The 15,492-nt window shown below is 43.2% G+C and carries 14 protein-coding genes; 7 read left to right on the top strand and 7 right to left on the bottom strand.

Annotation, left to right across the window (positions count from 1 at the left end):
- The first annotated feature begins 1 nt into the window (after window position 1).
- The 3 genes from ytfR to yjfF are packed head-to-tail and all read left to right on the top strand — an operon-like array spanning window position 2 to window position 3,560.
- Window positions 2–1,534, top strand: coding sequence for a galactofuranose ABC transporter, ATP-binding protein YtfR (gene ytfR / locus K358_RS0101855; RefSeq protein ID WP_051241133.1), 1,533 nt, complete (start codon window positions 2–4; stop codon window positions 1,532–1,534).
- On the top strand, window positions 1,531–2,562 hold the full coding sequence (gene ytfT / locus K358_RS17890) for a galactofuranose ABC transporter, ATP-binding protein YtfT (protein ID WP_051241132.1): 1,032 nt from the start codon (window positions 1,531–1,533) through the stop codon (window positions 2,560–2,562). Before ytfR ends, ytfT begins: the two co-directional genes overlap by 4 nt.
- Window positions 2,559–3,560: a galactofuranose ABC transporter, permease protein YjfF gene (gene yjfF, locus K358_RS0101845; protein WP_027695230.1), complete on the top strand. Its 1,002-nt coding sequence runs from the start codon at window positions 2,559–2,561 to the stop codon at window positions 3,558–3,560. Before ytfT ends, yjfF begins: the two co-directional genes overlap by 4 nt.
- Before the next feature lie 196 nt (window positions 3,561–3,756).
- Here the strand turns inward: yjfF and K358_RS0101840 are convergent, their stop codons facing one another.
- Window positions 3,757–4,089, bottom strand: coding sequence for a PBPRA1643 family SWIM/SEC-C metal-binding motif protein (locus K358_RS0101840; protein WP_027695229.1), 333 nt, complete (start codon window positions 4,087–4,089; stop codon window positions 3,757–3,759).
- 154 nt (window positions 4,090–4,243) lie between these two features.
- Here K358_RS0101840 and K358_RS0101835 point away from each other — a divergent pair, with 154 nt between their 5' ends.
- The 3 genes from K358_RS0101835 (at window position 4,244) to K358_RS0101825 (ending at window position 5,599) form a co-directional block, all read left to right on the top strand.
- Window positions 4,244–5,095 (top strand): VOC family protein, encoded by an 852-nt coding sequence (locus K358_RS0101835; protein ID WP_027695228.1) that lies wholly within the window; start codon window positions 4,244–4,246, stop codon window positions 5,093–5,095.
- On the top strand, window positions 5,095–5,247 hold the full coding sequence (locus K358_RS19320; RefSeq protein ID WP_169716281.1) for a hypothetical protein: 153 nt from the start codon (window positions 5,095–5,097) through the stop codon (window positions 5,245–5,247). The genes K358_RS0101835 and K358_RS19320 overlap by 1 nt, the downstream gene beginning before the upstream one ends.
- A 100-nt stretch (window positions 5,248–5,347) precedes the next feature.
- Entirely contained in the window at window positions 5,348–5,599 is a 252-nt protein-coding gene (locus K358_RS0101825; RefSeq protein WP_027695227.1) for a DUF2999 family protein, read from the top strand.
- Window positions 5,600–5,687: 88 nt separating this feature from the next.
- Here K358_RS0101825 and K358_RS0101820 read toward each other — a convergent pair whose 3' ends face one another.
- From K358_RS0101820 to norR, 6 genes are all read right to left on the bottom strand, one after another.
- Window positions 5,688–6,755, bottom strand: coding sequence for an FAD-binding oxidoreductase (locus tag K358_RS0101820; protein ID WP_027695226.1), 1,068 nt, complete (start codon window positions 6,753–6,755; stop codon window positions 5,688–5,690).
- A gap of 84 nt (window positions 6,756–6,839) precedes the next feature.
- On the bottom strand, window positions 6,840–8,510 hold the full coding sequence (hcp, locus tag K358_RS0101815; protein WP_027695225.1) for a hydroxylamine reductase: 1,671 nt from the start codon (window positions 8,508–8,510) through the stop codon (window positions 6,840–6,842).
- A gap of 267 nt (window positions 8,511–8,777) precedes the next feature.
- Window positions 8,778–9,686, bottom strand: coding sequence for a protein translocase subunit SecF (gene secF / locus K358_RS0101810; protein ID WP_211232223.1), 909 nt, complete (start codon window positions 9,684–9,686; stop codon window positions 8,778–8,780).
- Between the two features lie 2 nt (window positions 9,687–9,688).
- The gene (gene secD / locus K358_RS0101805; RefSeq protein ID WP_027695223.1) at window positions 9,689–11,557 is read right to left on the bottom strand and encodes a protein translocase subunit SecD; all 1,869 of its coding nucleotides are present in this window, start codon (window positions 11,555–11,557) and stop codon (window positions 9,689–9,691) included.
- Window positions 11,558–11,784: 227 nt separating this feature from the next.
- The gene (locus K358_RS19165; RefSeq protein WP_156888669.1) at window positions 11,785–12,321 is read right to left on the bottom strand and encodes a hypothetical protein; all 537 of its coding nucleotides are present in this window, start codon (window positions 12,319–12,321) and stop codon (window positions 11,785–11,787) included.
- A 126-nt stretch (window positions 12,322–12,447) separates the two neighbouring features.
- Window positions 12,448–13,986, bottom strand: coding sequence for a nitric oxide reductase transcriptional regulator NorR (norR, locus tag K358_RS0101800; protein WP_027695222.1), 1,539 nt, complete (start codon window positions 13,984–13,986; stop codon window positions 12,448–12,450).
- Window positions 13,987–14,178: 192 nt separating this feature from the next.
- Between norR and K358_RS0101795 the strand changes: the two genes are divergently transcribed.
- The gene (locus tag K358_RS0101795; RefSeq protein WP_027695221.1) at window positions 14,179–15,396 is read left to right on the top strand and encodes an NnrS family protein; all 1,218 of its coding nucleotides are present in this window, start codon (window positions 14,179–14,181) and stop codon (window positions 15,394–15,396) included.
- Window positions 15,397–15,492 lie beyond the last annotated feature (96 nt).

Below are 15,492 nucleotides of genomic sequence, written 5' to 3'. Positions count from 1 at the left end.
TATGTCACAAATTCAATCTGAGCAAGGACGCTCAGCCACACCTTTACTGCAAACCAAAGGAATATCTAAATCTTTCCCTGGAGTTCGCGCGCTCGATAATGTCGATTTTGAGCTACAACATGGCGAAATCATGGCCTTATTGGGTGAAAATGGTGCGGGAAAATCCACCTTAATTAAAGTGCTCACTGGTGTATATCAAAAAGACAGCGGTGAAGTATTATTAGAAAACCAAGCAATTAATCCAACCGATACTTCACATGCCCAACAACTCGGCATAGGTACGGTTTATCAAGAAGTCAACTTATTGCCGAACATGTCAGTGGTGGATAATTTATTTATCGGCCATGAGCCTAAGAAATGGGGATTTATTGATCGTAAGGCCATGACTGAAAAATCCAAAGAATTGGTAAAACACTATGGTCTGAATATTGATGTCACCCAGCCTCTTAACCATTTTTCGGTTGCGATTCAGCAAGTCATCGCGATTGCGCGAGCGGTTTCTTTATCCGCCAAAATATTAATATTAGATGAGCCCACCGCTAGCCTAGATAACAATGAAGTAAAGATGCTATTTCGCATCATGAATGACTTAAAGCAACAAGGGATTAGCTTAATTTTCATTACTCACTTTCTTGAGCAAGTCTATGACATTTCTGACCGCATTACCGTTTTGCGTAATGGGCAGTTTATAGGGACACGAGTCACCAAAGATCTACCACGTATTGAATTAATCAAAATGATGCTAGGTAAAGATCTTGCTGATAACGCGCTGAAACGTGCTGGTAAAACCCGCTTAAGTGATACGCCTACTATCCAGCTTAAAAATTACGGCAAGAAAGGCACCATTCATCCTTTTGATCTTGATGTGTATCCCGGAGAAATCGTTGGACTGGCAGGTTTACTCGGCTCGGGCCGAACCGAAACCGCAGAAGTCATTTTTGGTATTCAACCCAATGACAGTGGCCAATGTACTTTCAAAGGCGAAAAACTCACCATTCATTCCGCCAGAAAAGCTTCTCGCTCAGGTTTAGGCTTTTGTCCTGAAGATAGAAAAACCGACGGCATTATTGGCGCAGCCTCGGTGAGAGAAAATATTATCCTCGCGCTGCAAGCACAACGTGGTTGGTTCAAACCTATTTCGCAGAAAGAACAAGAAACCATCGCCATACGCTTTATTGAGCAGCTAGGTATTAAAACCCCAAATATGGAACAACCGATAGAATTTCTGTCTGGCGGTAATCAACAAAAAGTTCTACTTGCTCGTTGGTTATTAACCAAACCGAAATTCTTGATTTTAGATGAGCCGACCCGCGGGATTGATGTTGGTGCACATGCTGAAATCATTCGTTTAATTGAGTCATTGTGCGCAGATGGGCTCGCCTTGTTAGTTATCTCTTCCGAGCTTGAAGAACTGGTCGGTTATGCAGACCGAGTGATTGTGCTGAGAGATAAAAAACAAGTATCAGAAATTCCAACCGAAACATTAACGGTTCCTGCAATCATGCAAGCTATTGCCCAAGGAGGTGCAGCATGAGGTCCCAAACGGTTCAAGATTCTCTAAAACCAAAACCAGAACAACCTTCAAAGTTCAAATTCAAGGTGCCTAAAGGCGCACCACAAATTGCAGCCTTAATTTTAGTTTTGCTGATCAACAGCCTTGTCTCGGATGGTTTCTTCTCAATTCATATCCAAGATGGACGCTTATTTGGCAGTGTGATTGATATTTTAAATCGCTGTGCTCCAGTTGCCCTACTTACCCTAGGTATGACACTCGTGATCGCCACTGGCGGGATCGATTTATCGGTTGGCGCGGTCATGGCGATCAGCGGTGCGACTATGGCCAGCTTAGCCGCTCAAGAATATTCCATCCCGGTGGTAATTTTAGCGTCGCTGGCAGCAGGTCTTGCCTGTGGATTATGGAATGGCTTCTTAGTCGCTGTATTTAAAATTCAGCCGATTGTTGCCACCTTAATATTGATGGTGGCAGGACGAGGTATCGCTCAGCTGATTACTGAAGGGCAAATCATCACCTTCAATAACGACGCTTTAGCATGGTTAGGCAGTGGTTCTTTCCTCTACTTCCCAACCCCAGTCGTTATCACACTACTGTGTACTTTGTTTATCTGGATGCTTACCAAAAAAACTGCGCTCGGCTTATTTATTGAATCGGTCGGGATTAATATCCGTGCCGCCAAAAATGCTGGCGTAAACACCCCGGTTATCGTGATTTCCACTTACATGTTGAGCGGATTAATGGCAGCCATTGCCGGCATTATTGTCGCCGCCGATATTCGAGGAGCCGATGCCAATAATGCGGGTTTATGGTTGGAAATGGACGCGATATTAGCGGTAGTGATTGGTGGTACCGCGTTAATGGGCGGCCGCTTTCATTTATTCCTCGCTTTAGTTGGTGCGCTGATTATCCAAGGCGTAAATACCGGAATATTACTCTCTGGCTACCAGCCGCAATGGAACTTAATCGTGAAGGCTTTAGTGGTTCTCGTCGTTCTCGTATTGCAATCTTCTACGGTTTTAAATTCATTAAAGAGAGGTAAATCATGATTAAGCGCCACTTACCTTTAATGATCACTATTGGGGTGTTTTTCCTAGGCTATATCATTTGCCTAGTCGAGTACCCTGCCTTTTTAACCACTCGAGTAATTTGCAATATCTTAACCGATAATGCATTTCTCGGAATTATCGCGGTCGGCATGACCTTCGTGATCCTCTCGGGAGGGATCGACCTTTCGGTTGGCGCCGTAGTTGCCTTTACTGGAGTACTGCTCGCTAAAATGGTCGGTGACTGGGGAGTCAATCCAGTCGTCGCAATACCTATTGTGCTTGCGATGGGTGCCATGTTTGGCGCACTGATGGGCTGGTTTATTGATACCTTAAAAATCCCACCTTTCATCATTACATTGGCGGGTATGTTCTTTTTACGTGGTGCCAGTTTTATTATTTCAGAGCAGTCGATTCCCATCGTACATCCAATGTTTAGAGAACTATCCCGAGCATCGTGGAAGATTTGGGGGGGCGGTCGATTAAGCTTAATTGCCATTATCATGCTTGCGGTTGTCGCCTTTGGGATCTACCTAGCCCACCGAACTCGATTTGGTAATAACGTCTATGCGATTGGCGGTAATGCTCAGTCTGCCGCCTTGATGGGCGTTCCGGTTCGTCAAACCAACATCCGTATTTATATGCTGTCGAGCCTACTAGCAACTTTAGCCGGTATTGTGTTTTCCATTTACACGTCGGCAGGCTACCCGCTTGCAGCAGTCGGTGTTGAACTTGATGGTATTGCAGCGGTAGTTATCGGAGGCACCCTATTATCGGGTGGCGTAGGTACTGTTTTAGGTTCGTTGTTTGGCGTATTAATTCAAGGATTGATCCAAACATACATCACCTTTGATGGCACCTTAAGCTCTTGGTGGACCAAAATTATCATCGGTATTTTACTGTTTTGTTTCATTGGCCTACAACGTTTGCTCGTCGTCCTTTCCGAGCGGCGTAGAAATGTACAATCGGCCAATCAAACAAAAATTGAGGCAGTGAATTAATCCCCACAATTAACGCTTCCTCACCTTTTGGCGGGTATCATAGGCCCGCCTTTTTTTCGCCTATCGAATGGTTATCTTTCAATACTCACTCATGCTCAAAGACTACAGATAAAAAATAGGCGAGCACTGTTAGCACTCACCTACTCTTATCAATTGTGTTTATCAGCCGAGGATTTTATTACTCAAGAGCGAGATATTAAGCACAACATTTTTTGTATTTCTTACCGCTACCACATGAGCAAGGATCATTGCGATTTGGCGTTTTTTCAAACGTCGTGGTTTTCGGCTTATTCAAAATCGTTTCTAGCTCAATAATATTTTCATCTTGAGAGGCATCGATCTTGATCTCTGCAACCAGTTTATTCTGACTTAAGATTTCTAATACTTCAGCATGACGTGCTTCGGTTTGAACGCTTAGCGATAAAGGAGACTCTGCGCTTCCCGCTTTGACTTCACGGTTGACGTTATAGCCAGACATAACGTGATTTTGGCGCGTATCAATACGGCCTTTAAAGAATAACTTGGACATGGTTTACCACTTAAAATATTGAAGCAACGTGCTTGGCGGCGAGTATACGCTGTTTTACGCAACAACGCAGAGCAATTGAACATTAAATAAAATATGATCGTTTATCTCCTTCAATGCTATCTTAATAGGTAAATGAAAACTAAAGGATAATGTAATGAAACCCTTTTCAATGAAATGGTTAACCGTGCCAGTCACCTGCTCACTGGCTTTATTGGTTACTGCATGTAGTCAATCCCCTTCTCTCACTCTCCCGGCATTAGCGAATAGCAATAATAAAGCGGTAGGCACCATCATTTGGCGAGATCTTGCCACCACTGCTCCAGACAAAGTTCAACCTTTCTACCACAATGTATTTGGCTGGAATTTTGAAAGCGTGAATGATGACTACAGCCTAATCACCTACCAAGGCCAAAACATTGCAGGCATGGCGAAAATGCCAAGTAACAGCAGCACCAATTATTGGCTACCGGTGATCTCCACCAATAATGTCGATAACACATTAAGCCTATCAGAACAGGCTGGCGGTAAAACCTTAATCAAGAAAACCACATTAAAAGGTCGCGGTGAACTTGCCGTTATTCAAGACCCGCAAGGCGCGGTATTCTCGATTTTAAATACCTTTACTGGCGATCCAGCTCCTCTTTCTAAACAAGAAGGAAATTGGATTTGGCAAGAAATCTGGACCGATAACATTGCCCAAAGCCAAAGTTTCTATCAAAAATTGGGCGACTTTAAAGCAAGTAATAAAACCTTGTTAGGCCATAGCTATCCATATTTAGCCATTAATGAACAACCAGCATTTGGGTTTGTGAAAAAGCCTAATGCCGATGTAGCGACCACTTGGGTTAACTACATAAAAGTATCCGACATCAATACGACTGTTAAGAAAGTGGAAAGCAACGGTGGTTATGTCTTAATGGCTCCAACCAAAGAAGTACGTAACGGTACAGTGGCAATCATCCGAGATCCAGCGGGTGCAGGCTTTGTTATACAGGAGATGAAGTAATGAAAAATATCAAACGTATTATTCTTGCGACGGCTGCAGTCTTGCTGATCGCCTCTTGTACGCCTTACGCAAGCCTAGATATTGGCGCACCATTTAAAATTGGCCCTGTTTATGTCAACCCAAGCATTGGGATTGGTGGAAATTTAAAATAACCTAGCAATTAATATGGTCTCAGGGGCGCTTCAAATAGCATCTTGAGGTCACTTAGGTATAAAATATTACCAATCTATTTAGCAATTGAAAGAGACAATCATGAACCCAATTTTAGCATTATTAAAAGAACACAATATTGCCGATGAACAAATCCGTGATATTTTTCAGCAGCTCACTGAAAACCCATTAGCGGCAATGGCAACTATTAGCCAACTAGGTTTACCACAAGAAAAACTTCAAATGCTGATGGCTCAGGTAATGCAAAACCCTGCATTAATTAAAGATGCCGTAGATGAGTTGGGTTTGGATTACTCAAAGGTAGAAGAAGCAAAAGAAAAGCTTCAGAAGTGATTTAATTCCATATCGAACCTTGATACTAAAAAGGGTCGCTATTATTGATAGCGACCCTTTTTTATATTTATCACGAGGAATGAAATGGTTAGTTTAACGCCACTTCCACATCTGACTCGACTTGGCACGAACATGCCAAAACAAAGCCATTATCTATCTCATCTTCCGTTAAAGTCGCGGTGCTAGTACGAGTAAATTCGCCTTTTACCACACGACACTTACATGAACCACAAATACCACTGCGGCATGCAGCAATCACGGGTACTTTGGCCGCTTCCAAGGCATCAATCAATGCACTGCCAATTTTCGCTTCGGCTTGAGCGCCAAACGCGGGTACAAATACCGTGGCATTACTGATCGCTTGTGCTTTATCAGCTTGTTCAGCGATTTCAACATCAGGTTGTTCTGACTCGGCTGGCGTGAAACTTTCTTGATAAAAGTTATCCATATTCATGCCAAGCTCAGATAGGTTTTCTTGCATCGCATTCATAAAGCCAATCGGGCCACATAAAAATGCGCTACGCTCCGCAATATCCGGGCAGAACTGTTTTAAAGCCGCTTGTGTTAAGCGCCCTTCTAAATACTCTGATCCTTGGGCATTTTCTAACATTACATCAAAATGAAAACGCTCATGTGATGCTTCCATTTCTAGTAGTTCTTGATGATAGATCACTTGCTCAAGTTCTGTTGCCGCATGGATAAAATGAATATCCGTGGCATCTGATTTATCTGCTAACAGCGTTTTCGCCATCGACATAACCGGAGTGATCCCACAACCGGCACTGAGCAATACAATGCGTTCGCCATGTGGTTGCTCTATATGAAATTCTCCGGCAGGTTTTAACACGGATACCGTTTGACCTTCTTGTAAAGAATCCACGATATAGTTGGAAACTTTGCCGCCATCAACGCGTTTAATGGTCAGCTGTAATGCGTTTTTATTCGGCATTGAACTTAATGAATAGGCGCGGTATTCCGTCTTACCCTCTACCTCAATACCAAGCGTGATAAATTGACCGGGAATAAAATCAAATGTCGTTTCTAAATCCTGATTTTCTGCCACTAAAGTAACGCTAACGCAATTTGGTGTTTCCTGCCATTTACGTTGGCAAATAAAGGTCGCGGGTTGATTATCTGGCCATTCAAATTGGTTCATTTTTTATCTCTACTATGTTTCGACTATTGCTTTCGATATGTATGCCACCTTGAAGGTTAATCAAGGTGGCATTAACTCACATCATTACGCTGCTTTTTCACCTAAAATCGTTTTTAGATCAGCTTCAACCGTTGAAATTCCACGTAGGTCAAACTTCTCTTGCATCACTGCCATTAGGTTATCAGTTAAGAACGCAGGTTTAGTTGGACCTGTGTAGATACCTTTAATGCCTAACGCAAGAAGTGTTAGTAGAACCACAATCGCTTTTTGCTCGAACCAAGATAAAACTAAAGTCAGAGGAAGATCATTCACGCCACAATCAAACTCTTTCGCCAATGCTAGTGCTAATTGGATTGCTGAGTATGAATCATTACATTGACCCACATCTAATAGACGAGGAATGCCGTTGATTTCACCGTGTTGTTCTTTATTGAAGCGGAACTTACCACAAGCCAGCGTTAGAATTAGGCTGTCATCTGGTGTTTGTTTCGTGAACTCGTTGAAGTAGTTACGCTCCACTTTGTCACCATCACAACCGCCTACTAGGAAGAAGTGGCTGATGTTGCCTTGCTTCACTTGATCGATAACCGCAGGAGCCGCTTCTATCAATGCATTGCGACCAAAACCAACCGTGATCATGTGCTCAATTTCATCGTGCTTGAAGCCTTCTTGCGCTAATGCACATTCAATTACTTCAGAGAAATCATCACCCACAATGTGAGTCACATTTGGCCAGCCTACGATGCTACGTGTGAAGATACGGTCGTTGTATTGACCTACTTCAGGGTTAAGCAGACAGTTAGACGTCATTACGATTGCGCCAGGGAAGTTAGCAAATTCTTTTTGCTGGTTCTGCCAAGCACTGCCGTAGTTACCCACTAGGTGAGGATATTTGTTTAATTCAGGGTAACCGTGAGCGGGCAACATTTCACCGTTAGTGTAAACGTTGATGCCTTTGCCTTCAGTCTGTTGCAGGATTTTTTCTAGATCATGTAAGTCATGGCCAGACACTAGGATACATTTGCCTTTTACTGGCTTAACGTTCACTTGAGTTGGTGCTGGGTGACCAAATGTTTCTGTTTCACCACGGTCTAGGATTTCCATGATTTTGTAGTTCATCAAACCAATTTGCATTGAGCAATCTAGCAACGCTTGAAGATCTTGAGGCTCAGAACCTAACCAAGACATGATTTGGTGATATTCAGCAAAAAGCGCTTCGTCAGTTTGACCAAGTACACGCGCATGCTCCATGTAAGCTGCTGCACCTTTTAAGCCATATAAAGCTAATAAACGTAACCCCATTACATCTGGGTCAACCGTTTCATGGCCGCGGTTTACTGCTGCCAGAGGTGCGTATTTTAATAACTCTTCACGAGCTGTTGGTAATGCAAATTGAGCCGCTGGCGTTAACTCAGGTAGTGTTTCATTGGCTAACGTTGCCGCTGCACGTACCTTTTCTTCTAGACGTAGTTTGTATGCATAAGCTTGATTAGAAAACTCAACGATACGATCTGCATCGAAGTTCACGTTAGTCAAGGTAGAGAAGAAAGCTTGAGGTGCCCACTCATCGATTTCTGTATCCACAATATTAAACTTGCGACCAAGATCCGCCCAGAAAGACACACCTTGCAATACGTAGACTAAGATATCTTGCAGGTCAGAGACTTCGCTGGTTTTACCACACATACCTTGCGCATAAGAACAGCCATCGCCAACCGGTGTACGGATCGTTTGTTCACATTGAATACAAAACATAATTTAAAGCTCCAGTAATGATTAACATCATCGCCCCTATCATTTGGGGCTAATAATAAATTCATTCCTGTATTGCACTTTGCGTGCCAACTTTTAAGTTATTGATTGTTAATGATTTAACAAGCCATTAACCTGCATTGAAGTTGTAATAATTACAACATAACGATGTTATTTTAACATCGAGATTCAACTAAAAAGCATAAGAACCAAACAAGCCCTCTTACCGCACCTTAAATTAACATGCAGTAAAAGAGCTATTGTTGATATTTATGGCGTGTCAGATAGCGCAATCACTTGGTAATGCTCGGCCTTTAACCCCAAGACTTCAGGTAAAGAGGTTCCGACTGAAATAGATGACCAAGTTCCAGTCATAATGCCGATAAACATTGCGATGGAAAAACCTTCCAATGGCGCACCACCAAGTAGCCATAGGGCTGAAACAGTTAATAGTGTCGTACCGGAGGTGATCATAGTGCGGCTAAACGTCGCTGCTATAGCTTGGTTATTGATATCCGCAGTGGCGACTTTCGGTTTCATACGTAGCAATTCACGAATGCGGTCGGCAATGATGATGGAATCATTCAGCGAATAACCTAAGATCGCTAGAATAGCCGCTAACACGGTTAAGTTAAATTCCATCTGGCTGAGCGCAAAGAACCCCAGCACAAAGACCACATCATGCAGTAAGGCCACCAGCGAACCTAACGCTAAACGCCACTCAAATCGCACACTTAAATACACCATGATACACAGCAGACAGACAAGTAAAGCCAAGCCACCTTGCTCTGCCAGATCTTGACCAACTTGAGGGCCAACAATGCTGGTATTCAACACTTTAGTCTCTGCGTGTAAAGGCGCTAGTAATGTTTCAATTGATTCCGCAGCCTGCTGAGTGCTCTCAGGAATGCTGTAGCGAATAATCCAACGCCCTTGCCCTTCACCAGAAATCACACTGACTTTTTGACCTAATCCCACTTCTAATAATGGGCTCAATTCGCTGCTGGTGATATGTGGATTTAATTGTACTTCACTTACTACGCCACCAGTAAAATCCAACCCCCAGTTAAAGCCTTTTGTGGTAATGAAAAACAGCGCAACACACATTAATAAAATAGAAATTACACTAGTGCCATAACGCCATTTATTGGCATTTTTCATATTGATTAATTTACTCATGATTAAATACTCACATTACGGCGGGTGTCTTTACCCCAAAACCAATTGATCATTGCGCGCGAAGCAAAAATACCAGTAAACATGCTGGTCAGTAACCCTAGCCCTAGCGTTAAAGCAAACCCTTGTATTGGCCCATTACCAATGCAATACAACACGATAGCGGTAATCATGGTGGTAAAATTCGCATCGAAAATTGTGCTAGTTGCGCTACTAAATCCGTCATTTATCGACTTGGCTAAGCTATTGCCATCTTTTAATTTGTCGCGGATCCGCTCAAAGATAAGCACGTTAGTATCAACCGCCATGCCGACGGTGAGAACTAAGCCTGCAATGCCGGGTAAGGTTAATACCGCGCCGGGAATCAAGGCGAGTAAACCAAATAGCATCACCATATTGGCTAGCAAGGCCACATTTGCAACCCAACCTAATCGGCGATACCAAACCGCCATAAATAGCAATGTAAGTGATAAACCTAACGCTAAGGCAGAAAAGCCATTCGTAATATTTTCAGCCCCAAGTGTTGGTCCAATCGTACGTTCTTCCACTATGGTCACTGGCGCCGTTAATGAACCCGCTCGGAGTAGTAACGCTAAGCTTTGTGCATCTTGCATTGAACCTGCCCCCGTAATTCGGAACTTAGAGCCGAGTGCAGATTGAATAGTCGCGATACTAATGATCTTATTGGTTTGTACGACTTCCCCCTCTTCGTTACGTGAGTATTCGCTATACGCTGTTGCCATTGGCTTACCAATATGACGACCTGAGAAATCTGCCATCATTTTTCCGCCTTGACTGTCCAAGCTAATGTTCACTTCTGGCATCCCCATTTCGCCGAAATTAGCCCGTGCATCAACAATATGTTCACCAGTTAATACGGGAGATGATTTAACGCGAACCAACTGACCATTTTGATCTGGCAAGATTTTTCCGCCTTCAGATTGAGTAGTCAGTACTTCATAAAACGCCAAGCTTGCCGTTGCACCAATGACATTTTTGGCTTGAGCAGGGTCTTGTACACCGGGCAACTCAATACGAATGCGTTGATCCCCTTGCCTTTGTACTGATGCTTCCGTAATACCTAATTCTTCAATTCGGCTACGCATAATCTGCAAATTTTGCTGAACCGTTAGATTACGTAGCGCGACACTTTCGGTTTCCAAGCGAGTTAAGGTAAGGCGATTATTCTTATTGATAACTTTCCAATTCGGATATTGCCCATGAATAAAGTCACGTAGCTGTGATACTTGTTTCGCGCTGGCAAGTGTCACGGTCAATCCATTCTGTGAAATATCACTGAATTTTGCTCGACGTAATTGGTTATCCATCAAGAAGTGACTGATCCCTTGCTGCATTTCATCGATTTGATTTTGGTAGACTGAATTCATATCCACATCGAGCAGAAATTGCACCCCACCACGCAGATCTAATCCTAGTGAAATCGGTTTAAAACCAAGGCTCGTTAACCATTGCGGCGCATTAGCCACTGAAGCTAAAGCAACTTGAATGTCCTTGCCTTTCCCCTGTTGACCTGCCATCTCAAGCAATACTTTTTTAGCCTGTGCCATTTGTTCTGAATCCGACAGTATGACCCAAGTCGTCGTTTTATCTTGCTTAATTTCTTTTAAGTCAATCCCTTGATTAGTAAGGGCTTGCTGTAGTTTTAATGGTTCGAATTGGACGCTATTTACCTGATTAGCTTTATTTACCAAATCACTGCCTTGATTAATTTGCAGCGCAGGTGATTCCCCAAACCAAGAAGGCAAGGCGCTTAATAGCATGATCGAAATGGTGACAACTAACACCGCATATTGCCAATAAGAGTATTGGTTTAAGGTGCGCCGAGCAGAGGCGCGAGATTTATGTACATTCATTTTATTTACCTAAATAAGTCATCGGCACTCAATTTGAGATATCGAGCGTTAATGACACAGCGGCAAGATCTAGTCTATCTGGGTCATATAAAGACTCAAAATAATGAAATAGAACCGTCGCCAAGTAGCCGAGAAATAAAGCGATTACGGAACCAATATTCACGTAAAATAGCTAAATAATAACGACCGCAACTCAAGCTAAGGGTGAAAAGATCACTCCAAGCTGATTAGGCAAATAAATGGGCGTATTGCTGAGGTATATACTGTAGGTTGCTGTCTTTCCAAGCAGAAAGCCGCAATGAGTGGGAGTTAATGTGCATCATCCACTGATGCTGAGGTGTAAAGCGTTCGACATAATGCCGAGCACTTGAAGTAAATGACACTTCTGAAAATTCAAAGACTTTCACATAATCAGGTGTCAGTTCATCGCTGTTAAAATTGCCATGAGCAAATCTAAGAGAGAAGCCATTAATATAAATTGGCTGGCTTACATCACTCGAAGAGGTGAGATCGAGACAATGGGATGACGTAACGCTAGGTACACTATGTGAGTTCGACACAGGCAAAGATTGAACCTTGCATGTCGGCGACTCGCCCTGCTCCAAAGAAAGAGCAGCAAAGGAGCTAAGTTCAAAAGAGCTAGAATCTGTCGATAAATCAACCAACTGTAAGTTAGAGGCGTGCTCAGCCTTGGCGGCAGTAATACCAACCAAACTAGTGCAACCCAAAAACAGGCACAGTATCAGAAACCGAATTATGCTCACATTTAGCTCTTCAGAAGTAAATTTCCCAACAGAATGGGGCTTCATTAATAAAATATCAACATGTATATCGGTTTTTGACTACTTTTTTTGTATTAATTAATTTGGCCCTCCTCTTCCATTTCGCGCCTATAGCCCTAGCTTCTTACCTAGCTTATACAAATTCCCTCGGTCAACTTGTAGAAACTGCGCCGCTTGCGCCCATACGCCATCATTTTTCTTCAAAGCATGTTCAATCAATTGCTTTTGATACGCTTCTACCGCTTGTCTTAAAGCAATGGGTTCATTGGGCATCGCCAAGCTAGATTGTGAGGAATTTTGGCGTTTAGGAATATCAACAAATTCACTCGTAAAGTGCTGTGGTTTGATCAATTCAGCTTGATCTTGAACCGCGTGGAGACCTGCGCGCATCAAGGAATGCTCAAGTTCGCGAACATTACCTAACCACGGTTGTTTTTCCAATAACGTCAAGGCTCTAGGGTGAAGATGCAGAGTTTTAATTTGGAATTGGCTACGAATTCGGTCGAGAATATGTCCCACTAGAACCGCAATATCCCCTTCTCTTTCACGTAGTGGTGGCACATGAATTGGGAAGACATTTAAGCGATGGAAAAGATCAGAACGGAATCGCTGTTCTTCTACTTCTTTATGAAGATCTCGGTTAGTAGCAGCAATGATTCGAACATCAATAAAGCTGTTGTGATCAGCCCCTACTCGTTGTACTTCCCCTTGTTGAATCACACGTAATAATTTGGCTTGCAATAAAATTGGCAACTCACCGATTTCATCTAAAAAGATAGTACCGCCATCGGCCAATTCAAATTTACCCGCGCGGTTTGAGTTGGCACCAGTAAATGCTCCTTTTACGTGACCAAACAACTCACTTTCTGCAATCGATTCTGGTAACGCCGCACAGTTCACATATACCATGGGTTTATCACTACGACTGCTTTGTGCGTGAACCTCATGGGCCACCAGCTCTTTACCAGTCCCCGTTTCACCACTGATCAGCACTACATAATTCGATTGTGCGACCATCTTAATGCTATTACGTAGCTGGACAATTTGCGGGCTCACGCCTACCAGTTTTCCGCCTTTATCGCGCGCTTCATCGATAAGTAGTTGGTTGATTGAACGTTGTTGATGATTGGCCTTTTCAAGGGCATCAAACAAACTAATGTTACGCACAATACCGGCCGCAAGGGCTGCAAACGTGGCAATCGTCTCATCGGTAACTTTTTTGAATGCCCCCGAAGCTAACGCGTCAATCGTTAGCACACCTACCAATGCTTCGCCTACATATAAGCTACACCCCATACAAGAGTGCACGTCAATACTTGCTTCATCATCTTCGCTAAGCAGTCCATCAAATGGATCTGGTAGGCTTGAACTTTCAGGAAATCGAACCGGTAGACGACTTTGCATGATCATCTCTAGTCTAGGGTGCTCTTGCGGTGGGAACTTGCGCCCTAACACTTCCATCGATAAACCGTTAATCGCCACCGGCACTAAATTTTGCGCATCATCTAAAATAAATAAAGCACTCGCATCACACGGCAGTACTTGCTGCAATGCATCGAGTAACTTTTGGTAATGCTGATAAGTCGGCTGATGAGCATTCAGGTTAACTGCAATATTGAGCAAAACCTGTTCGATTGACTGGGACATGTTAACTCTCTTAACAATTTTATTTTAGGGCATTATTTTTTTACTATAGCAATGATGTAAAATTAACAACACCATTTCTTGATCTATTTTCCTATAATCCAGTAAAATCAATAAATTAAAAAGTGGCACGGAAACTGCTTAGTCATTATTACTAGCAAATTACCATAAGCACTTTTTACGAGATCACTATTGATGATAAATATCACCGACAAAAGTAAAGAAGAGAAAATCCTGCCCATTTTACGTTTGGGGTTTAGACCGTTCTTTTTATTCGGCAGTTTATACGCTGCAATTGCTATCGCAGTCTGGGTCTACGCATTCCAACATGGTCAACCAAGTGCCCTGCAAGTTCCAGCGTTATGGTGGCATGTGCATGAAATGATATTTGGTTTTGCAATGGCAATCGTGGCGGGTTTCTTATTAACCGCAGTACAAAACTGGACGGGAGTTAACGGCACCAAAGATAAGCGTCTCGGTTTTGTGTTCTTACTGTGGCTATTGCCTAGGCTACTATTCTGGGCTCCGGTTCCGTTGTGGCTAACCTCTTCGATTGAAGCGTTGTTTTTAGCGGTAGTCGCCTATGAAATATCGATTCGAGTGCTCAAAGGCAAAGGCTATCGCAACCTGATATTTCTAGCCTTCTTTGTGTTAGCGATTGTGGCGAACTTTGCCAGCTACGCCACCCTTCCTTTTACAGATCAGCAAGGCATGCCACCGTTTCAAAGCATTGCAGTTTGGCAAGCAATGATCTGGTGGTTCGTTTTGCTGATTTCGATTATGGGCGGACGCGTGATCCCATTCTTTACCGCACGTAAAATGCAGTTTGAAAAACCACCCACATTAATCTGGTTAGATGCACTGGCGAACACACCTTTAATGATGCTGTTTATCCTCAGCTTTTTTCCGATTACCTTTAACCAAATTGGCCCTTACTTAATGGTCTTCGCCGCGGTTTTCCAAGCAATTCGTTTCCTGCGTTGGAAACCTTGGACGACTTATAAAGAGCCTCTGGTTTGGTCGCTACACGCTTCATATGCTTGTATTCCAGTCGGCTTACTTTTTAAAGCATTGGCTTTATTTAACCTACTACCGAACGGACAATTCTTTGCCCACAACATGATCCATGTATTTGCCATTGGTGCGATTGGTGGAGTCATTCTAGCGATGATCGCCCGAGTAACGATGGGCCATACCGGACGTGCTATTTACGAAGGCCCAAGTATGTGGCATGCATTCTTAGCGCTTGTGGTTGCTGTAGTTGTTCGTGGCTTTGGGGTGGCGATTTGGCCTGAGCACTTGTTTACCTTTGTGAATATTTCAGCCGCGCTGTGGATCTACGCTTTTGCTGTTTTTGTGTTTAAATTTGGCAAAATGCTCCTAACCCCAAGAGCTGATGGGCACCCTGGTTAATCTGGATCTCTACCTAGATCCCCAGCTAAGTTTCAATGTCTAAATCAAGCGCCAGAGCAATTCTGGCGCTATTTTGCTAACTGGAGTAACCACACT

Origin of the sequence: Vibrio litoralis DSM 17657 (genome assembly GCF_000426765.1) — a bacterium.
In the GTDB taxonomy this organism is placed as follows: Bacteria; Pseudomonadota; Gammaproteobacteria; order Enterobacterales; family Vibrionaceae; genus Vibrio; species Vibrio litoralis.
The sequence above is the reverse complement of the archived record's forward strand: the minus strand, read 5'-3'. Positions and strand labels throughout refer to the sequence as shown.